This window comes from Arsenicibacter sp. R0_47 (assembly GCF_057652235.1).
In genome coordinates, this window is the sequence record NZ_JBYFCJ010000016.1 from 131,452 (window position 1) to 151,332 (window position 19,881).

A 19,881-nucleotide genomic window follows, 5' to 3' on the forward strand; every position below is an offset into this window, starting at 1 on the left:
GGGTTGATTTTTGTTACCCCTCAATGTCCGAACATTTGGAATCAAAGGGAGAACATCCAGAAAACTATTAACAAAGCAGCCACCCATGAAGCAAAAGTCAAATACGCTGAACGGGTCTTCTATCTGGTCAGTCAATGCAAGTCTTCAGGATGGATCATCTTTTAAACTCCATTGCGCTCAAAGTCTTTAAATTTAGCAATCAAGAGGGTACAAAAAGGTCAGGATGAGTAAAATGCGGTTTGTGGGGACACTCCTATTGTCGTATCTTTAATTAAAGAAAAATGGCAGGGAAGCCGTATAAATCCCCACACAACGATGAGCACGTTAAGCCCTATTAGCCGGAAAGTAACGGATTCCCTGTTGGAGAACCGTGGCTATACCAAAACCAGAGAAGCCGACTTTTTTTGGGAATACGAATGTCGGGATCAAGATGATAAGGGTATTACCAAACTGGTATTGATGAATACCGGTCAATATACGGTTGAACACCGCTTAAACGGAAATTCTTTAAAGTATGTTGTCAATACCAGCGTAGTGAACAGTATGCTGACAGGCGAGCAGGCGGATTTGCTTCTGTTGATTGCCCAGCAACTGAAGGCGCAGCATACGCTCATGCAACAGATGGGAAATCTGATCAGTCTGGCCGCAGAACGCTATGAGAAGGATATAGTGGTGTGTAAAGAAATCATTGAATGCTGATGTACTTCCACCCCTACTACTGTAATACCATGCGCGAGGTGTTAAGCAGCATGATTGAAGCGGCCCGGAACGACCTTGCCTATTACACCAACCGCTTCGATCCGGAACTGAAAGAGTACACGGGTCTGAGTGTCGAGGAACGCCGGTCAATGGCGCAGGAGCAGTTAGATGCGCTCTTAGACGATGCTAGGTTATATGCCGAATGCTGGGAAAAGGGGCAGTGCTTTTTTGAGGGAGCCGTCGAAGATGTTGCACGGCACCTTAAAACCATCATTACCCGGAACATGCAGGAGGCTTATGCCTATGCCGGAGAGAACCCAAAAATCGTTTACTACCGGTTTAAAGCCGCCGTCACAGCCCTGAACCTTTTACGGCAGATTTGCCCCTGGTATAAACAAGTGACCCCTCGTTTTTTCATCCACTGAGACCACCAAATTTTTTATCATGAACATTGAACCTGAATTATCAACTAAACGGCCTGACTTTACCCATTCCGCTAAATCAAAAAGACTGGAGGCTTTTTTAAGGGAGAAAATGCAGGAGCTTGACTGCAATTTTGAGTTCCCCGATTACCTGAAGAGTCTTCCGGGAGTTATTGAAGAAAAGACGATCCGGTCAAAGCCGGCAGGTAAGCCGGTTGCCAGACTTAACTTTATTGAAATTATCGACGAGGATGCCGATCAAATGACGGTTTTGTTTGATAGTTCAGATGGAATCCCTCACCAGCTATATGTAATTGCAATGCCGCTACAGGAAGTTTCATGGCGCTACGATTATGAAGCGCAAAAACTGATTTGATCTCTGTTAAACCAGACAGGAGACCCTAATCAGGTTTTTCTGTCCGGTTCTTCTTCATTTAAGCATTCCAACGTTCTCAAAAACCTGAACGTCTAAAAGATGATTAGACCTGAATAGGGAATCAAGGGGAGAACCTTAATCCCTCGCCATATGTTTTTTGATGACAGCTCATTTCGTCAATACCAGCATTATTGACGACTAAATTCACTACTATGTATAGCACCTGTTATCGAACCCTGATCATTGTCCTGTCAATGATTGCCGGATCTTGTAGCACCCAAAATCAAGGTTTAATTAACAAGTCATCACCGACTCAAAACGCCTATCATATTCAGGGTTATTTGAATACAATTGCAGTTACAGGTGGCACCTGTTTTTTTTTGAGGTATAAGGATCATGTGTTTCTGCTTTCGGCATGGCACTGCTTCACTCAGCTGGATCACAAAACGCAAAATGCTGAAAACGAATTTACGTACATTATAAACAACACAAAGGTTTACCGAAGTGTAACAGATACCCTCAGTAATCCTGCCATGAAACTGAAGTTCTCCGGTAACTTTACTACCACGCTCAAACAGTCCCTGATAGAGCGTAGGGGGCTTGACATTGCCGCTATCGATGTAGGTAGTTATCGGAATTTTCCCTTTTCGTATCAGACTTTACCCCTTTCAATAAAAACTACGATTAATGCCGGAGACAGTATCGTCTATGCCGGTATGCCAATTAAACAGGATGAGAATAACAGGCAACATCAGGTAAATGATCCGGAAACTTTTAAAGGTGTTGTCACCGGAAGCGATTCGATAGAAGGCATATTTACACTCGCAATTGACTCTTATAAAGGATGTTCAGGATCAGCTGTATATAAGCTCGTTGATGAAAAGCCAGTACTGTGTGGCTTGTTATTTAATGCATTTTATAAAAAAGAAGACAAGCCCCCATACCGGTTGGCACAAGCAGTTGATGTAAATCAAATCCATACTATGCTTGATAATTACCTGCAACAGAAAAAATAATTATTATTGTTTTATTGTGCTCGTTATTGGTAACTTAATTAAGGGTAGACGCTGCATATTTATCCATTTAAATGATTATTTAGTTGTTTTTTCTGATAAACCGGATGTTATTTTGTGCCAAAAGGGGCTGCGTATGTAATTTGCTCCTGAGTTCAGAAATACTGTACATTATGGCATCCGGGTTAAACTCATTTTCAAGTCTAAACGACACCTTTGTTCTTAGTGCTGAGACTTTTAAAAAAAAACTGGTCATTCTGTCCGGATTATTGGAAGGTTATCTTAATCCGGAGAATGACAGTGTTGATCGGTACAGTCTGTTTGCCGGCTTTATGCAGGAGCTGCGGAAAATGGAACTGGAGGCTGACTTATATCTGAAAGCAAAAAACAGGATTGAATCGTATTTCAGGGATCAGGAGTTAGTCAGCCCCTGCGTTGCCCTATCGCCTAATTTCTATATACCAAGAAAACAATTTACCATCAGTGAAAAGCAGATTCAGACAGAGTTAACCGAATTGAACATTTACAATAAATTAACTGATAACATCATAGATCCGGATGATTTTCCCGGGCTTGCTGAAATTAAGCGTAATTCAGCCCTCCTGCATATTTTAAACCAATGACTGTAGGCTCTCGGGCCATCGTACTGTAAAAGGCTAACGGGCGATAAAAGGTTGTGACGGCAACTTGTTAAAAAGGTTGTCTGCACTTTTAATTCGTGGAGGCAGCAAGTACAATTTTTGCATGAGACTGATTTATCATGCGTCCGGGTTGAACAGAAGCATGATTATGGGAACGCTGTAAATTTACTGGTGAAAGAGGTAAAGGGTAAAATTTTAGCTTTTTTTGTCTCTGTTAAGTTCAGCTACCCAAACCAGAAGCAACAAGGTGAACCCAACCATAAAATAACGCATGATAACAGAAAACGAATTTCCGCTCCTCGAATGGACAGGCTATCCGGCTGGAAAAACTCCGGAGACGCTTCCCATTGCCCTGTTCAATCAACGTGGAGCAGACTTTGTAAGCAAAAGTACCGCATTTCAATCGCTGTTAACGTTGTTTGACACAGACAGGTATCAGGGAGCGAATCTGGAAGAAAAAATAAAGGACCGGATTCTTCGGCCGGAAGGTTTTTTCCCCAACAGGAATATTTATCTGACTCGTGGAGTTGCTGAGCGCTTTGACCATGACGACTTTCTGAGAAATACACTCTGGAAGGCTATTAAGAATCTGCCAAACCTGAGCGGAACCGTGTTAGCTAAGCTCAAAGAGGATACCTCTTCAGGGATGGTTACCGGTGTCCAGTACACATTCCGCATTTTAAGTCCGGAGGATTCAAAAGTGTTGCATCAGATCGGGAACATGCCCAAAGAGAATTTCATACCTGATCACAGGCTCTTTATGGTAGCCGCTTTTCTTGGCGACTGTCTACAGGCTTTCGAATACGGTTACCTGGCGAAAGATGGCAAGCTCCATGTGGCACACGAGCACTCCTATTCGGTAGTCAACCATGATATTGGCATGTATTTGTCCTATGCGGGGATTGCGCTTGCCGGCTGGATGAAAAACGTTTTCCCAACGAAAGAGTTGAAACCAGGGGAGGGTATCAATCAGACCCGTCAACCTGTGTCGGTGCTGAGCCTCCGTTAAAAAACAGATCCAGTCCCTGTTAAGTTGGTCTTTGGTTAACAGGGGGCTGAAGTAATGGCATAGCTTTAAAGGGGAAAAGGTCAGGAGCTGTTTTAAACAGATCATCCCCGTTCAGGGATATAACCTTTTCTGCAACCGGCTGGTAAAGGCCGAAAACCAGCCGCTAACAAGGTATTCCAGAGGCAAGAGTAACCTGAGTCTACATGGGTGGCGCTTGAAACTTTTTGAGGTATTCAGGATGAAATTGCAGTAGTTCCTGGAATTGCTGTACTGAACAACGGCAGTGATCAATCGTTCCGTCATTTTTCCCGGTCGAAACATAACCATTATAAATAGCTACGATCTCTGCGTTCTCTTTTCTGATGATGTAAATAGCCGGCTTTTCATTTACATACCCTGACCGAAGATAAACATAACTTCTGCCCGAGAGTATTCTGAGAGCACGATCACAGGCCTTACCAGGCAGATTCCTGCATATATAAGATCCTGTTAAAAAGATTATTACTATCACTACGCAAAGCCTTTTCATACGTATTTGACGTCGCCTCAAGGATATGTCACTATGTATCCGGATTCATCAGGATACACGTCTCTCAGTTCATCGGCTCAATCACCCGTTTGTATGATGGATTGTTAAGTAGCAGAGCAACTGAAAGCCAGGAATCCGTATAATGGACGGGTCAGGATTCCCTTCATACTGTGAAGCGGCTACCCTTTCATTCAACAGATCTAAAAAGTTCTGATAATCCACTTTAGGTGGCTTAAGTTCTTTAGGTTTCAGTAAACGCTCCTCTACAATACTTAGAAGCGCTTTGACAAAAAAACCTCTCCTTCCGGGATAGGAATTAAACGAATCAAGGGGTGACGAGGAACACATAATCAATAGGGTCATAAAGGATGGAAGTCGCCATCCTGACCCTTCCGCAAGGGAAATTATGGTGGTAAATTGATACCGGAATACCCAACAAAACACGCAAAATTACTGACAGATGCAACGTTTGACCATTGGTGCCATTCTGAATGGCCTGGAAACTTTGACCGAAACCCTGCTCCGCGATCCCGTTACTTCGATCTGGGTAATGGAACCCCTCACTCATTCCCAGCGGGTCTATTTCCGGACGACAACTACCTCTATGCTGGAACTGGTACAGGAACCAAACAACGGTCAAACCCCGGCCTTGATCAGCCTGGATTCGGGCGGCTCGTATCCGGTCGTTCGCTACAGCGGTCCTGCCGCGCATCATCCGCTTCACGATCTGATGCCGGTACTCCTTTCGCTGACCGGCTATGCCGGAGGGGATGACAACTTTTCGGCGGCATTTACGTATCTGGCCCTCGATCAGAACCCAGAGACCGGCGAGGCTTCCGGAGAGATCAAGGTCAAAAATGCCCTGTTCGCATGGGGGGGGACGCTGAAAACCAGCGATAACCTGACTGCCCAAGCGCTGAAGGTGTTACTCGATGGGCTGATCCAGTCGATGCCCCGGCTTACACCTGACATGGCCGACGACTGCGTATATGCGATCAACGAACGGCTTCAGCATTGTTCGCTCAAGGTCGTATCGGTAACGATCAATCCGGAGGCCAACACGGTGACCGTAGTCGATAGCCAGGGCAACGAATGGGACGATCTGAGTCTATTCAGCACACCCCATGATCTTGCCGACGAATTCATTGATCTTTGGGACGAATCGGGCGTCTCGGATCAGCAGGCTAGGGCCGACTGGCGACGATACCAGAGCGAACTAACTGCCGAAGAGCAAGGCTGGTAGTTCGTGCCGATGTAACGGCCCCCGCGCCGACGCATCGGCGGCTCTGATGAATCAAGGGGAAAACACAGTTAAACCATTTCCAATACTCAAATCATGCCTTTTACACCACCAACGCACCAGGCACAGTTCAGTGACCTGACCCAGCAGATTGCCACCCTGCATCAGCAGTATTTCAATCGGCTTAAAAGCATTCTGCTCGCCAGTCCCGTCAACGCCTATCTCTTCGGGGTAGACGAAACGCTGTCTGAAGGCGACGAAGACGACGACCACGATGACGATGATTATTTTGACGTTGACGAAACACCAACGACAAAAGATAGTCTGGATCGGGATTACAGGGACGTTAAGACCGAATTAACCATTTCGCTGGCCATCTATCGGGATGGGATTGACGGCTTTGCCGGCCCGGTTATTCTGGCGTTCACGACAGACAATAGACACAAACGCCTGGAGCAATTTTCGCTCGTCGAACTCCAACGACTCGTCTGGCAGTTGGACAATGCCTACACGGGCGAAACCCGGCTGATCCTAACCCAAGTGAGAAAAGAAGATAAACGGCCTGTCCATACCGTCATTCGTTCCGAGACATACCCATCCGTCGATCTGGCATTTCGGAAACGGGAAGCGCTAATAGAGGAGTTCAGGGAAGAAGGCTTTCGCACGGGTGAGAAACATGGTTTGCTGACCGTTGAGTTGAAAGAAAAGGACATACCGCGCCCGTCCGGTCCCGACTGGATCGTCACGGACCCGGCGTTTCTGGAGAGATTCATGGACCACCTCGCCAAAGACTACTACCTGATTCGGATTGAACCCACTCAAGGCCTTGTCGCGATGGAAATTTACGATGAGCTGCCCAACTTCAATCCCGTCGAGGTCGAGTATTTAGCCGGAACGGAAAACCTCAACGCGATAAAGGGGCTGTCGAACCGACTTCTCAATTGAAATCAGCCGGGAAGGGTATCAAACAGATACGAATAAGCAGGGGCCGCTTCGCCAGCGGCCCTCCTGTTTTCACCACATCCGCCCCCAACCAACAGGGGTATAAAAGGTCAGCGCAGTCGCCTGAGCGATTGCCTAACCGGGCTAAAAGCCCGATCTTTAGGGTATCCAAACAGGCGAACGGGCGCGTAATCCCGACCGTCCAGGACAGGTTTTCAACATCCCTTTTCTGTCATACCTATGTCTGCTGTTCAAGCTCAGCGTCTGGCCTTCGTCTACGACGATTGCCGGGATCAACCCCTCGAAGCGCTCTTTGTGCCGGTGCTGTCGCTGACGGCCCCCGTTCAGAAAGGCGATCTGTTTATTGCTACAAATTGCCGCGATGCCGCGACAAAGGCATTGGTGCTGCAAACCTGCAAAGGGGTTACCGCTGAGGGCCGGTTGGTCGGCCTGATGAATGTAGAACCCTATTGCTGTCTGGTGCCAGCCGGGCCGCTCCCTCCCCGACCGCAGGGGGCCGCTTTCGTTGCCCAGGTGTTGCCGACACCCAAAGCGGGTGCTGAACTGAAGCTGACGGCAGAAGTGTCGTTTGACCCGAAAACGGGTCTGTATACGGCATTCCTGCTGGAGATTCGGCCAGTGATCGCTGTTGCCCCCTCCCGTGAGGAAGTTCTGCAACGGCTTTTTGGCGCTCTCGACCGTTTGTTGACCCTGAACCGGGACGAATTGACGGCTGAACCCGTCGAGGCCAATGCCGAACGGATTGATCTTGTCTTCACCCGATCTGTTGATAATACCCCCGCCCGATGAAACTGCTCATTTTTATGGTGATCGTCGGGGTTGCGGCCCTGATGACCGACTGGAAAACCAACCCTAACCGCCCCCGGCTATGAAATCCCGTCATGGGCGTAGTGCCCGATCCAGCGCAGCCGCCCCGTTTCAACTGAACCTCTTTCTTCCCACTCACGAAGCCGGCGCGACCGCCGAAGGGCCGGATGAGGCCGGGCAGGGTCAAAGTCAGGAGGAATGGTTACAGAAAGAGATCGGCACTCCTGCCGACTGGTACATCCGTACCCTGCACGACATCATTTCGCTGTATTACCGGCTCTATGATGGGTACGTGTTGCCCTTTGATAAATTGGAGGAGCAGGCCAATGGTGAAGCTGCCAACGCGGCTCCTGCCGACAAAGCCCATTACAGGCAGCTTGCCAAACTCCGGAAAGCCGGGCGGGACAAACACTATACATTTCTCTACAACCTGTATGGCGAGGGCATGACAGCGGTTTATAAGGATGTTGAACAACGCATTCGGGATGCCGGAGTAGACGAAGATGAACTGGACGGACTCGATGAATACTTCAACGGCTTTTTCCAGCACCCGTCTGATTACGAACTGAAGCTGACCTTGAAAGAGGTGTGTGATCTGGTTGTGGCAGCATATACCGACGAGTATACCGAAAGCGGATGATCGAATCAAGAGGGTTATAAATGGTTGATTTGGAATTGGTTGTATTGAATAGAAGTGATATAATGGTTATTTTTATATAACTGGAAAGCAAAGAAAAATGAAACAACGCTTGTACAAGCAGATTACCAAAGACCAATGGCAACAGATATACAGGCCTATTCCCAACCCAATTCGGACGGAGCCTGCCGGAACCCCTTTTATTGACAACTGTCTGTTTGCCGTAGAAGGCCCACAGCGGCAATACGTCGATTCCATGCACGAGACGGAAGTAGGCCGCGTTTGGACGGTTGTTGAGGTAGACACCTCAAAACTCTCCAGCGAGGCCGGTTCACCGCTGGACAACCAGGTGATTGTGTCGGGGTTGCGGACGGTAGCGCCTGTTGGCCAGCCGGTAGGCTACCTGATCACGGAAGGGCGCAATGAAGCCACCAACGAGTTTATAGAGGCTTACGATGGAGCTACGCTTAAAGCCCTTCGAAAATGGGAAAGGGCATCTGTTCAGCTCCTCAGCAAGGAGCAGGAAGCCGCCATCAAGGCCTATTTCGATACGTATCATTCCGAGTATCCGGCCAGTCGCCGGAAGCGGAGCCATGACGGTCCACCCGGAAAAACGATCATTGACCATACCGTAACGATCCAGCCCGGTTTGACCATTTGTGTATCAACCCCATCACCATCCAGTAAGGGTCAACCGGCTTACTTGTTCTGGCGGGTAATTAATCAATAGCTTTGTGGTATGAAACAGACCGCAGCCAGAACAACCGATACCCCTGTTTTTGAAGGCAAAACAGGTAAGCTATATATCCGTCAGCATAAGACGTCACTCGACGGGTGGCTGGATCGCGTTACAGTATACCCAACCGTAGACAGTTTCAACCGGCGTGATATTTCCGGGCTGACTTTTTGCGGTATTTCTGAGGCCCTGAGCGATTTTCTCAGGCCACTGGTCATAAATCCCGAAACCCTGATGATCGACGCATCAAAGGCTTGAAAGGGTGTTTTTTTGCAGGATCAATCTTTTTTTATCGACATTACAATAGCCAGTCATAACCCATGAGGTTGGCTGGCCCCTTTATCATGGCTACACATTGTTTATCAACCCACCCCAACGATCTGGCCAGTTCACAGCGTAAAACGCCTGTCTTTCTGACCAGTGGAGCCTGTGAAAACGCCTGGGGCAGTCCGGAACTGTTTGCCCTGTTGGGACTCTCCGGGGGCGAGTTCGATGGTGAATTTTATCCGCTCACGAAAGAGGAAAGCGTCTACATAGGCGAAGACCTGGCAGAAGGAACTACAGCATGGGCCTACATGGGCTACAGTGTGGTGTACCAGGGCAGGAAGTGGCTGGCCCCGACGATGGAATTCGATTGGCTCAATGCAGCCTCTACCGATGGCGAAGAAGGATTATATCCGGACGAAGAAGCCGCCGAAAAGGCCGCAGCAACTATCCAGGAAACACTCGATCCGCTCTTTGCCGAAATAGGGGGCATGATTCTGCGCGATGATAACTCAAGGGACCGCATTTCGCTGCTGTTTCTGGTGCCGTTTGACTACGCCATGCGCTTTGCCGACTTTGAGGCCTGGAAAGCGGGGCTGATTGTACTGCTGAGTGGTCCACCTTCTGAAGAAGAGGAAAAACCCCAACTGGCTTATGTCTGGACCGCCAAAGCATGGTACGTCGATACGGTCGATCATCCCGCCGAAGTGATGTTTGGCCGGTATTATAAAGAGGGAGGGTGCGAAGGAGAAATGGCCATACGCTGGTATACGCTTGGCAATCAAATGATTCCACGGCTGGAATGCTATAGCGAAACTTTTAGCTTGTTACTGGAGCTTCAGCCGATTCTACAATCTCTGACGACCTTGCCCGATGCATTCACCCAGGAGCAGTTGGTCAATCTCTTAAAGGAAAAGGGTTTTAGAGATCACACAAAATATATCAGGGATTCCCCCCAATTTAAAATTTAACTTTCCATTTTCAAATTCAGCCATCGTGAGCCGACCTGTCAGGTCGGCTCTTTATCGTTCGGACCCAATCCAATCAAGGGGAAAAGAGCCTGCCGATTCGTCCAGCAAGCGGATCGTGCGTAAAGTGCCTGAATGAATACCCGAATCAATAGGGCAATAAAAGGCTGAATCACAACGCATTACCATTGCCGTGGGAGCTAAAACCCACTATCTTTATATCAAGTTAAATGAGTCACACAAACACAAACAACCGCTACGGCGGACCGTTAAACACAATACTGGCCCGGGATGCCGTTATGTCCCACTTACTACTATGGCAAAGTCAACCACTTCCGCAAAATCTACAACTGCTACTGCTACGGTACAGGCTACCCCAGAAACCGCCACGATGCCCGTTGAAACAACGACCGGCAACGGCGAGTACACCACCGAGAAAATTGGCCGCAAGACCCTCAAAGGCAATGTGGGCAATATGGAGAACGCCACCATCCAGACCAACGGGGAGGGCGTTGAGTTCTTAGCCTTCGATCTTTGCGTGAATGGCAAGGACGAGAACGGTCAGGACACCAAAACGTGGTACACGGTACGCACCAGCCATACCAAGCTGAAAAGCGTGATTCAGACCGGCGAGTTGTTGGAGGTGGAAGGCAACCACTTTATCAGCACCCGCAACAGCGACGGCAAGAGCTACAACCGCCTGAACGCCTACAAAGTGACGTTCTGCTAAGAGCTTAACCAATCGGGTCAGGTTTCACCGGAGCCTGACCCGTTTAGGTGTTTATCCCAGAGCCTTCGGTGATTCGACCATTTGTTTACCCCTTTATCTGATGAAAACCCGAGAACAACGCCTTGCGGCAATGTCCAAACTTCAGGACGCTCACACCAACCGAATTAATGATCAGGACTATTTGCCCGTGATCTTATTCGGTTTAGATGGCAAGTATGAAGCCTATGGAGACTCTGCAATAAAGGTTGCAGAGATACTGGGGTTGCCGCACTGTCAGGATGAACCGGTTATGGTAGCCTTCCCGCACGGGCGGCTTATCAACTGGGGCTATCTGTCCAAGTTGACCCGTCTGGGGGGATACAGCCGAATCATTGTGCTGGATGAGCTGCAAGCGCCCCCTAAACGGGATAATAGAATCACCGATTTAGTTTCAACTCACTAACCGATCAGAATCCCCAAAACGACCGCAACGCCATGCACGTTATTTAAATTCACCTGTGTCAGAACATTATACCGGAGCAAAGGCTACAGGAGATTAAGGATGAGTTCGATGGTCATACCGGCCACTTCTACCGCGTTACTGTCGATAATCTGGCTTCACTGTTAGAGGAGAGGGATAATATTGTTCCGGAGAACCCCGAAACCATCCGGCAAATCCGCAGGGAAGCGGAGGACGGCATTCCGTATTACTACTTTGACGTACATTGCTGATGCCCTGTTTCAGATCAGCCAGCGCCTGACGTATATATTCATCCGTTCGGATATGCCGGACGGATGATCAAAAAAATGGGAATCAAGGGGAAATGGCCCGTCTCAATCCTACGAAAAGCGGATCATGCTGTAGCGTGCATGAAAAAATATCCTGAATCAACCGGGCAATAAAAGGCTGATTGACAACGCATTACTATTGCTGAGGGGGCAAAAACCCACTATCTTTATATCAAGTTCAAAGAGAGACAAACACAAACATCGGCCCGGGATGCCGTTAAGTCCCCCCCTTACAATCATGGAAATGTCAACTGCAACGACCGCCAATTCTGCTACTGCTACCCCTGCCACTGCAAAGCCTAAAAAAACAAGAACTGTTAAGGCCCAGCCAGAGGCCGCTACCATGCCGGTAGAAACAGCCTTGCCGGTCACGTCGTCAACAGCGGCACCGGCTGAATACACTTCCGAGAAAATTGGCCATAAAGTCATTAAGGGGAATGTCGGCAACACCGACAACATGACGGTTCACACCAACGCCGAGGGCGAAAAATTCCTGACCTTCGATCTGTGCGTCAATGGTAAAGATGAAAACGGGCAGGATGTTAAAACGTGGTACACCGTTCGGACCAGCCATGTAAAATTGCAGGAAGTGATTCGGAAAGGGGATTTGCTACAGGTAGAAGGCAACCACTTCATCAATACCCGCAATACCGACGGAAAGAAATACAATCGACTGAACGCCTATAAAGTGTCGTTCTGCTAAGATACCGGGGGCACGGCCCCCTACTCCTATCATGTAGTTGTTTTAGTTCGACTCAGTATTGCCCCCACCCATTCGGGCGGGGGCTAATCTTTAATCAATAAGAATCAAGGGGAAAAAGCCTTGCCGGTTCGTACAGGAACCGGATTGCTGAAGGGTGCATGTACGAATATTCGAATCAATCGGGCAATAAAAGGCTGATTCACAACGCATTACTATTGCTAGGGGGGCAAAAACCTGCTATCTTTATTACAAGTTAAATGAGTCACACAAACAACCGCTACGGCGGACCGTTAAACACAACACTGGCCCGGGATGCCGTTATGTCCCATCACTACTATGGCAAAGTCAACCACTTCTGCAAAATCTGAAACCGCTACTGCAACCCCTATGGTTCAGGCTACCCCAGAGACCGCTACGATACGCGTAGATACAACGGCTGGCAAAGGCGAGTATACCAGCCAGAAAATTGGGCGCAAGACACTGAAAGGTAATGCGGGCAACATGGAGAACGCCACCATCCAGACCAACCGCGAAGGCGATGAATTCTTAGCTTTTGACTTGTGTGTCAATGGTAAAGACGAGAATGGTAAGGATACTAAAACATGGTTTACGGTACGAACCAGCCATACCAAGCTGAAAAGCGTGATTCAGACCGGCGAGTTGTTGGAGGTAGAAGGCAACCACTTTATCAACACCCGCAACAGCGACGGGAAGACATATAACCACCTCAACTCCTTCAAACTGACATTCTGTTAAAAACTTTCACTTTCCGGATCGTGGCTTTCTTTTATTAATTCTCCGATCCGGAAAATTACATGATTGTCAACGGAATGCACCAGTCGGGTTGAGCTGGTGCATTTTTTTGTTAGATTGCAATCGCCGGCAATAATGAACCAAGGGGAAAGCCGGCGACCCAAAGTATCCCTATATACTCAGGAACAGTTGATCCAGAAGCGCCTGCGTCTTTTGCCCCACAAGCGCGGGGTCGGTTTTGAAAACCGCCCAAATGTGGTCAACAACAACTTGATGGTGCATTAATTCCAGATAGGGCACCTTGTATACTGCGTAAGTCCAGAGTATCTTCTGGAGGTTTTTTTGCTGTCCATCCAGATTAAGCGCATCTCTAATCTGCTTAATGGTCATTGACGAACGATCCGCCAGCGCCAGGAGGTGTCTTCCCGACAGGTTTTCCGGCTCATCACAATAGGCTTTGATGATACCTGTCTGATGTGCAGTATAAAACAAGGCAATCGCGTGGATCAGGGTGTAGTGATAGAGACGGATGTCGGAGTTCTGATTGGCTATTTCGCTGAAAACCGGACTAAGCCAGGTCTGCGCTTCCTTGTTCTGTAGATTCCACACATAGGTATCTTTTCTCTCGGAGAGGAAATTGAAGTCGATCAGATAGCAGATTTCGGCAAACGAAAGGTTTGCGGCTGATGTGTTGGCCTGGCTTAACAGGGTAAGTTCGTGGTCAGGGATACCGTCTAAGGCTGTAGATTCCTGCATCATATTCATGGTTTTATCATTAAAAATACAACCTTTTCAGGTAAGAATCAATAGGGTGTAAAAAGTTGTTTATCAGATAGTTATTGGTTGTGAGGGCCTTAAAAAGGGAGTATCTTTATACAAGAATTAAACGCACAGCAAACCGCCCTAGCCGTCATGGTTCCAGCACTTGATTTTTCCAGCCTGTTCAACGAAGACAGCAGCCTCGCCTTTGAGCTGCCGGAGTTTCTTCGCCCGGTCCCGGCTTTCTCCGAACAACAACAGGCGTTTATTGATTTGACGACGAAGCTGTTTAACGAAGCCAAAGGACGGCTGGAGATTTGGAAAGCCACCCCGGCCAATAACCGGGAAGAGGCCGAGGATATTCGCTGGTCCATCGAACAGGAGTTGTCCGAAATGATGATCTACATAAAGGATTTGAAACCCTTTGGGATCGTGCTTGAGTTGTAATCAAATTCTCATTGAAAAGGGCAGGAAAGGCCGTTAAGCTTTCCACAGACCATGACCTCAACCGGTACATATCCCCTACTTTTTCTGCATGATTTCGGGCTGGATAGTGGAGCTGAACAGGAGATTTTGTCCAGCGGAGATATGCCGCTGGCCGTCGATGTTGTGTTTACCGACCCCGCCCGGACCCCGCTTCGGGAAACAGCCCTGACGGAGGTTCACTGGTTCTATAACAAAAGCCGCAACGATGCCCCGATGGTTGCCCTCGAAAGCGACATTAAAGGAACCGGACAAACGCTGAAAATCTCCGAAATCGCTTTCATGCGCGTCAGCGGTATGTGCTATACCCTGAACGCCAAAAAACAACGTGCCGACCATGAATCAGACCTCAACCCAACAGCCGCTTGAAGCGGTCACGCTCGAAAACTTTTTTGAGCAGGTTCCCGGCTGGAACCTTGAACCCCTACGGATCAACGACAAAAGTGCCTGGCACTCGGTTTGGAATTTTTTCAACCTAATGGAGTCGTGTCGTTCTACGATGGATCGCTGGCTGACCGTAGCTGATTTTATGGACCATGCCAATGAATCCCTTTCCCTGATCAACGGCTACATTCAACAGGGACTAATTACCACCTTGCCACGCGCATAAAACAGGAAACAGGATTCAGATTCTTCCCCGCCGGGAGGAATCTGAATCAAGGAAAAACCGGAACGGGAGTGTGTTTTTCCCTTCTTTCCATTAGAAAAATGAAAGCCCCCAAACTGAGTGTAAGCGATTTTTTTGATGTGACCCACCAGCCATCGGTTCCCTTCAATGGGCTTACTGTTGGTCAGCAGCGGGAGAAAATCATCTATTATTTCACGGCGATTCAGATGTTCAATGACCCCAAGACCCGGAAAGCCGTCGAAAACAACCCGGTCATTGTCGTGTACGTCGCTTGCGGTTTATTGGCCAATAAAGGCAATTTAGCCTATAACGGTGAAGAGGTCGTTCGGACGACACTCACCATCTGCTATCAACTTGGGATAGCCCCCCCCCCGTAAAGTCTAACCTTAATCGAACCCATTTTTGAATTAAAAACGAACGGTAAACAACCATGCAACTATCCATTTATCAGCAGTTAACCCAACTCATTACCCAGAAAGGCAGCGCAGCCGTTGTACCCGTTCAGCTAACGTACAGCGACGGCGAGAAAAAAAACCTTCGTCTGTTTTATTCAACAGCGGGTGATCTTTGCTACCTCGGCCCCAAAAGCCGGCGACATGGCTATGTGCTGTCCAGCAACGGAATCGTTTCGTTTCGCGAAATCGGAGCCAGCACCAGCGCCAAAGAAGCGTGGGAAAAACCCTACCGGAACTTCATGAATTTCCGCAAAAAGTTTACCGAACAAGCGCACCCCAACCTTTGGCCCCATGTCCAGCAGGGGTATCGAAATGCCGATCCGGAAACAGTCCGTGCCGGGCTGATCGAGGCCGCTACATCCGATGACAGCTTACGGTTTTACCACGTTATGCGGAATTTGCCCGAGGTTCTTTCGGAGAACGATTACAAGAGTACGCAGATCGGCAATACCATGCCGCCTAATCGCCGGGAGCAATGGTTACTTGAAATCAAGACGGCCATCGAGCAGAAGCAGGAAGGACGCTGGAAGTGGCGTGAGAAGTACGACTATACCGTTTCCTTGCAGTTTAACGGGGATGGTCATTTTGTCGGGTACTTCTCGCAGGAGTTTAAAGATTGCGGAAACGGCCACTACTGGCTACTGATTAACCCCACTACCGCCGTGTTTGCGGAAAGTGATTAAGCAGGGGGCCGGGCATCCATCAGGAACTTCAAGAAGTTCCTGATGGATTTCCTTAATCAAGGGGAAAAAAGAATCCGAATGCCTTGATAATCAACACCTGTCTGTTAATCCAACAGGGTAATTAAAGGCGGATGCACGGGGTGTTCTGGTTGGATCAGGCGTTTTTTCTGCCGATCTTTAGGGTATAGGAAAAACGTATGGGAGCCGCCCCCGTCATGGCGCAGCAACGCATGGAATATCGCTATCAGCTTACAACGCGTCCGGTCGATATTGGCACCACGCCTAAAGGAACCGGCAGACGATTTACCGACGATAATCTGGAGCCTTGGGTGAAACAGGGGTTTGGTTCGGTGTATTATTCGGAACCGCTTCCGTTGACTGTGATTGAGTTGTATTCGCTTCTGCCCCTAACCCAGATTCAGGGCCTGCATGGTCGCCATTATACCTATGTCCGCCACGACGGTAAGGTTGTGCGGCACAAGCTTGAGGTGCTGCATGAATTTGAACTGCACCTGATCAGTTCACTGGGAAGTAAAAGCACCCGCCAACAGGTCAGCTACGGGGACTTGATCCGGCGCATGGACGTGCAGCAATGGGAGGACGTGACCGCGTTTGAGATGGCTGTCCATGAACTGCTCACCAACGACGATTACGCCGAAAACTGCCGGGAGATTGATGAACAGTATGCAATCAACGGCACCCTCGAAGATAAAATCCGATTGCATTTTATACTCAATCCAGACTGGCTGGATTGGTTCAATGGCCTTGCCTTTTAAACAGACAGCTCACCGTGAAATCCCTATTGCATTCCCCATTGTTGGTATGGCTCGTAGTCCTTTGCGGGTTACGGAGTCATACTCAGTCAACTCAGCGGAACGTTCTCCCTGGCAGACCGGCCCAGCCAACACCTGTCCGGTCTGAAAAGCCCCTGGCAGCGCTGTACGGCCAGTGGGTCGCCGGAGAGTGTTACGTCATCGACAAGGGTCGTCGCCGAAAGGCCGTCGCGATCCGTCCCAATGAACAGGGCTACTTTTCCCTCCTGCCCGAGGGAATGGTGATTGAGTTTCAGCAGGATGATCGGCGGGCTACCCTGTCGAATCTGAACTGGGTGAACCCCCTGCCCCCGGGTTCGGGGTGGTTTGCTTCGACCAGTCTCTTTATGGACGAAAACCCACATACCTTTGCCGGCAACCCGATCTATGCTGCAAGCTGGCAATTTGTGCTGGAGATCAATCACCGCAATGTCGTGGACGCGTATGGCCCTGTCGGTGCCACGGCTCATGACGTAACGTACCGGACCCATACGCTGGGTTACCCCTCGGATGGGAACTACTTTATTGAACGAAACGGCAATGTGATGTGGCAGGAGATCCTGGTCGATGTCATTGCCTTTAATTACACAACCCAGAAATGGTATCGCCCGGGCGTGGAAATGCCCACCTACCAGATTTACCGCCGAAAAACATCGAAAACTCCTCAACCTGTATTGGTTGACCTAACCAAACCCAAACAATGATTTTAACACTTGCTCAGGAAGAACAACTCTATAATGCTCTGATGCATAGTCTGCTGACGCATCCCGAGGAATCAGACACAGACGAAGCGCACTCAATCATCCCTGTCAAAGTCCCCCGGGCACTGCGGGAGCTGATTGAGCTACCCATGACCGTTCATGCCTTCAATCCGGTTGCCCTGGCTGCATTAATTCGAATCTGGAACCTTACGGCCAGCTTACTCGACAAACCGGCGCTGATTAACCGGCTGGAGCAGATTCAACAAGGGATTCATCCGGAGTATCCGCATCTGGCAGGGCAGGGCCAGACCGGACAAGGTGAGGAAATCGCTGAAGCACACAACACCACGATCCTGACTCCGCTGGGCGTCGCTGATCTGCTTCATGCCCTGCTCTTACCGATGGATGCCGATCAACTCGATGATTATTTTGAGATGGCCCATGACCTTGGTTTCAAACTGGCTCATCACTACTTCGATGCCGGCATGGCCAACTATTCTGAAGGGTTGTTCTTACAATACCTCATCGCGCTTTCCGCCCAGATCAATGAGCAGATCATCCGGAACCGATTGTTTGATCATTGACCGGCAGCGAAAATCATGGATCAGAAAACCGACGAGCCGCGCCCTTCAGAGGGCATCAGGGAAGGAGATAGCACCCTGTTCGCCTTTCAGGGTCGTATGATTACCGTCATCGTTAAAAGCGTTGGCTGGGACCGACTTCGATTGATCAGCGCCGATTTTATATACGTATTCGATGAAGTTCCCGTGTCTATCTGGCGTAATCAAAAGGCCTTGATTGATGCCCATCACGCAGGTCAAACACCCGCCTAATGCCAGACGTATATACGAATCCGGTAGTTAACTGCGCCAGCCGGAGGAACGGCTTTTTTCAATCAAAAAACCATGCTGAACGAAGCGAACACCACCGAAGAAAACGAGCCGATCTATCACGGGCTTACCCTGCCGATCATTCAACAAATCACCGGGCTGGCCTTTACCCGCTGGGGGCAAGCCGTCAAGGAAAAGTCCCGAATCGTTGAGGAAGAACATAACGAGTCGGGCACCGATCTGGTCGCGGAGATCGTCTTTCCGAATGGTCTTGAACTGTATTTCCGGATCACGCCAACCGGCTTTGTATCGGCAGAAAACTGGAATGGCGTTCAGATCTCCTTTGAAAACCCGCTGGCGATCTACCGGCTGATGCTGGATCACTTTCAGACTGCACCCTGATCCCTCATTTTCTCCCGCTCAGTCCAAACAAAACGCCGTCTTTAAGAAGAATCAACTGGGATATAAAAGATTGATAGACAGATGGTTGATATTGTAGGGGTCGGCAAATCTGCCTACCTTTATATCATCAAGAACGATAAACACAACCGATATGCAAACACTGTTTCAATATACCGAACTGTTACTGAGCGGATACCAAATCTGGTCCGCCGACGGGCAGCGGGTTATTTTGGTCAATGAGCAAACGGGTGATGTTGAAACCCTGATCTTTCCGATACTTTCATGAGCACGACACAAACAACAAACGCCCCCGCCCCGGTTTACCCCGTCTGCGAGATACCCGGCTTTTCGCTGGGTTGCGGCCACCTTGGCAATGGCCTGACTATCTGGAATCGGGCCGTAGAAGTTAATCGGGATTATCCGATTGTAGCCCATATTTCCGAAGACGGGGAAGTAATTAGCTGGCGGGTCAAAAATTTACCGCAGCCAGCGCAGCAATACGTTCTTGATTGGGCCGCAAGGGAAAAGAATAAGTACGCCGAGAAGAAAGCCGAGGAAGCCAGGACGCTGGAGCTGCATAAGGAATGGCTTCTGGGCCAAGGATATACCGAAGAGCAAATCAATCGCGTTCGGCCATGAAAAAGACCAACGCCACCCCCATCGGCCCACCAGCCCCCAACCGGCGCTTTCTATTCACCTTCAAAGGCAGCGGGAACGCCTACGGGCCGATTTTCGCGCCGGATGAGCTTACCGCCAAACGGCAGATTAAACGAAACCGGGAGCTTCCGTCTATCCGAAATATCGAAGTCTGGCCGGGCTGCCGGAGCAGAGCAGACTCAGGAGCAAGCTGATCAGATTGCCGAACGGTCC

Annotated in this window: 31 protein-coding genes; 30 read left to right on the plus strand and 1 reads right to left on the minus strand. The window is 49.1% G+C overall.

Annotated features, from left to right (window positions below):
* Nucleotides 1-315: 315 nt before the first annotated feature.
* The 17 genes from AC23NW_RS22955 to AC23NW_RS23035 all read left to right on the plus strand — a co-directional run bounded on the left by AC23NW_RS22955 (nt 316) and on the right by AC23NW_RS23035 (nt 13,261).
* The gene (locus AC23NW_RS22955; RefSeq protein WP_487452344.1) at nt 316-699 is read left to right on the plus strand and encodes a hypothetical protein; all 384 of its coding nucleotides are present in this window, start codon (nt 316-318) and stop codon (nt 697-699) included.
* 29 nt (nt 700-728) lie between these two features.
* Complete coding sequence (locus AC23NW_RS22960) at nt 729-1,124, plus strand: hypothetical protein (RefSeq protein WP_487452345.1); 396 nt, start codon at nt 729-731, stop codon at nt 1,122-1,124.
* A gap of 19 nt (nt 1,125-1,143) precedes the next feature.
* The gene (locus AC23NW_RS22965) at nt 1,144-1,497 is read left to right on the plus strand and encodes a hypothetical protein (RefSeq protein WP_487452346.1); all 354 of its coding nucleotides are present in this window, start codon (nt 1,144-1,146) and stop codon (nt 1,495-1,497) included.
* A 254-nt stretch (nt 1,498-1,751) separates the two neighbouring features.
* On the plus strand, nt 1,752-2,513 hold the full coding sequence (locus AC23NW_RS22970; RefSeq protein ID WP_487452347.1) for a hypothetical protein: 762 nt from the start codon (nt 1,752-1,754) through the stop codon (nt 2,511-2,513).
* A gap of 170 nt (nt 2,514-2,683) precedes the next feature.
* A complete protein-coding gene (locus tag AC23NW_RS22975) occupies nt 2,684-3,133 on the plus strand; it encodes a hypothetical protein (RefSeq protein ID WP_487452349.1) in 450 nt (149 codons plus the stop codon).
* Nucleotides 3,134-3,422: 289 nt separating this feature from the next.
* Nucleotides 3,423-4,160, plus strand: a complete 738-nt coding sequence (locus AC23NW_RS22980) for a hypothetical protein (protein ID WP_487452350.1) — start codon at nt 3,423-3,425, stop codon at nt 4,158-4,160.
* 989 nt (nt 4,161-5,149) lie between these two features.
* Nucleotides 5,150-5,932 (plus strand): hypothetical protein, encoded by a 783-nt coding sequence (locus tag AC23NW_RS22985; RefSeq protein ID WP_487452351.1) that lies wholly within the window; start codon nt 5,150-5,152, stop codon nt 5,930-5,932.
* Nucleotides 5,933-6,025: 93 nt separating this feature from the next.
* A complete protein-coding gene (locus tag AC23NW_RS22990; RefSeq protein ID WP_487452352.1) occupies nt 6,026-6,874 on the plus strand; it encodes a hypothetical protein in 849 nt (282 codons plus the stop codon).
* Between the two features lie 237 nt (nt 6,875-7,111).
* Nucleotides 7,112-7,681 (plus strand): hypothetical protein, encoded by a 570-nt coding sequence (locus AC23NW_RS22995; RefSeq protein WP_487452353.1) that lies wholly within the window; start codon nt 7,112-7,114, stop codon nt 7,679-7,681.
* Between the two features lie 79 nt (nt 7,682-7,760).
* Nucleotides 7,761-8,339 (plus strand): hypothetical protein, encoded by a 579-nt coding sequence (locus AC23NW_RS23000; RefSeq protein ID WP_487452354.1) that lies wholly within the window; start codon nt 7,761-7,763, stop codon nt 8,337-8,339.
* 97 nt (nt 8,340-8,436) lie between these two features.
* Nucleotides 8,437-9,066 (plus strand): hypothetical protein, encoded by a 630-nt coding sequence (locus AC23NW_RS23005; RefSeq protein WP_487452355.1) that lies wholly within the window; start codon nt 8,437-8,439, stop codon nt 9,064-9,066.
* Nucleotides 9,067-9,075: 9 nt separating this feature from the next.
* The gene (locus AC23NW_RS23010; protein ID WP_487452357.1) at nt 9,076-9,330 is read left to right on the plus strand and encodes a hypothetical protein; all 255 of its coding nucleotides are present in this window, start codon (nt 9,076-9,078) and stop codon (nt 9,328-9,330) included.
* An 86-nt stretch (nt 9,331-9,416) separates the two neighbouring features.
* The gene (locus AC23NW_RS23015; protein ID WP_487452358.1) at nt 9,417-10,307 is read left to right on the plus strand and encodes a hypothetical protein; all 891 of its coding nucleotides are present in this window, start codon (nt 9,417-9,419) and stop codon (nt 10,305-10,307) included.
* Nucleotides 10,308-10,620: 313 nt separating this feature from the next.
* Entirely contained in the window at nt 10,621-11,034 is a 414-nt protein-coding gene (locus tag AC23NW_RS23020; RefSeq protein ID WP_487452359.1) for a hypothetical protein, read from the plus strand.
* Between the two features lie 100 nt (nt 11,035-11,134).
* Complete coding sequence (locus AC23NW_RS23025) at nt 11,135-11,476, plus strand: hypothetical protein (protein ID WP_487452361.1); 342 nt, start codon at nt 11,135-11,137, stop codon at nt 11,474-11,476.
* 564 nt (nt 11,477-12,040) lie between these two features.
* Nucleotides 12,041-12,505, plus strand: a complete 465-nt coding sequence (locus AC23NW_RS23030) for a hypothetical protein (protein WP_487452362.1) — start codon at nt 12,041-12,043, stop codon at nt 12,503-12,505.
* 387 nt (nt 12,506-12,892) lie between these two features.
* Nucleotides 12,893-13,261, plus strand: a complete 369-nt coding sequence (locus tag AC23NW_RS23035) for a hypothetical protein (RefSeq protein WP_487452364.1) — start codon at nt 12,893-12,895, stop codon at nt 13,259-13,261.
* Nucleotides 13,262-13,429: 168 nt separating this feature from the next.
* Here the strand turns inward: AC23NW_RS23035 and AC23NW_RS23040 are convergent, their stop codons facing one another.
* On the minus strand, nt 13,430-14,017 hold the full coding sequence (locus tag AC23NW_RS23040; RefSeq protein WP_487452366.1) for a hypothetical protein: 588 nt from the start codon (nt 14,015-14,017) through the stop codon (nt 13,430-13,432).
* 153 nt (nt 14,018-14,170) lie between these two features.
* Here AC23NW_RS23040 and AC23NW_RS23045 point away from each other — a divergent pair, with 153 nt between their 5' ends.
* From AC23NW_RS23045 to AC23NW_RS23105, 13 genes are all read left to right on the plus strand, one after another.
* Complete coding sequence (locus AC23NW_RS23045) at nt 14,171-14,464, plus strand: hypothetical protein (RefSeq protein ID WP_487452368.1); 294 nt, start codon at nt 14,171-14,173, stop codon at nt 14,462-14,464.
* A 51-nt stretch (nt 14,465-14,515) separates the two neighbouring features.
* The gene (locus AC23NW_RS23050; RefSeq protein ID WP_487452369.1) at nt 14,516-14,869 is read left to right on the plus strand and encodes a hypothetical protein; all 354 of its coding nucleotides are present in this window, start codon (nt 14,516-14,518) and stop codon (nt 14,867-14,869) included.
* Nucleotides 14,838-15,110 (plus strand): hypothetical protein, encoded by a 273-nt coding sequence (locus tag AC23NW_RS23055; RefSeq protein WP_487452371.1) that lies wholly within the window; start codon nt 14,838-14,840, stop codon nt 15,108-15,110. The genes AC23NW_RS23050 and AC23NW_RS23055 overlap by 32 nt, the downstream gene beginning before the upstream one ends.
* Nucleotides 15,111-15,208: 98 nt before the next feature.
* Nucleotides 15,209-15,505: a hypothetical protein gene (locus tag AC23NW_RS23060; RefSeq protein WP_487452372.1), complete on the plus strand. Its 297-nt coding sequence runs from the start codon at nt 15,209-15,211 to the stop codon at nt 15,503-15,505.
* A gap of 53 nt (nt 15,506-15,558) precedes the next feature.
* A complete protein-coding gene (locus AC23NW_RS23065) occupies nt 15,559-16,266 on the plus strand; it encodes a hypothetical protein (protein WP_487452374.1) in 708 nt (235 codons plus the stop codon).
* Between the two features lie 197 nt (nt 16,267-16,463).
* Nucleotides 16,464-17,042, plus strand: coding sequence for a defense against restriction DarA-related protein (locus tag AC23NW_RS23070; protein ID WP_487452375.1), 579 nt, complete (start codon nt 16,464-16,466; stop codon nt 17,040-17,042).
* A 14-nt stretch (nt 17,043-17,056) separates the two neighbouring features.
* Nucleotides 17,057-17,782 (plus strand): hypothetical protein, encoded by a 726-nt coding sequence (locus AC23NW_RS23075; protein ID WP_487452376.1) that lies wholly within the window; start codon nt 17,057-17,059, stop codon nt 17,780-17,782.
* Entirely contained in the window at nt 17,779-18,363 is a 585-nt protein-coding gene (locus AC23NW_RS23080; RefSeq protein WP_487452377.1) for a hypothetical protein, read from the plus strand. The genes AC23NW_RS23075 and AC23NW_RS23080 overlap by 4 nt, the downstream gene beginning before the upstream one ends.
* Before the next feature lie 15 nt (nt 18,364-18,378).
* Complete coding sequence (locus AC23NW_RS23085; protein ID WP_487452379.1) at nt 18,379-18,612, plus strand: hypothetical protein; 234 nt, start codon at nt 18,379-18,381, stop codon at nt 18,610-18,612.
* Between the two features lie 72 nt (nt 18,613-18,684).
* On the plus strand, nt 18,685-19,011 hold the full coding sequence (locus AC23NW_RS23090; RefSeq protein WP_487452380.1) for a hypothetical protein: 327 nt from the start codon (nt 18,685-18,687) through the stop codon (nt 19,009-19,011).
* A gap of 151 nt (nt 19,012-19,162) precedes the next feature.
* Nucleotides 19,163-19,297, plus strand: coding sequence for a hypothetical protein (locus AC23NW_RS23095; protein WP_487452381.1), 135 nt, complete (start codon nt 19,163-19,165; stop codon nt 19,295-19,297).
* A complete protein-coding gene (locus AC23NW_RS23100) occupies nt 19,294-19,650 on the plus strand; it encodes a hypothetical protein (protein WP_487452383.1) in 357 nt (118 codons plus the stop codon). The genes AC23NW_RS23095 and AC23NW_RS23100 overlap by 4 nt, the downstream gene beginning before the upstream one ends.
* A complete protein-coding gene (locus AC23NW_RS23105) occupies nt 19,647-19,862 on the plus strand; it encodes a hypothetical protein (protein ID WP_487452385.1) in 216 nt (71 codons plus the stop codon). The genes AC23NW_RS23100 and AC23NW_RS23105 overlap by 4 nt, the downstream gene beginning before the upstream one ends.
* Nucleotides 19,863-19,881: the final 19 nt, after the last annotated feature.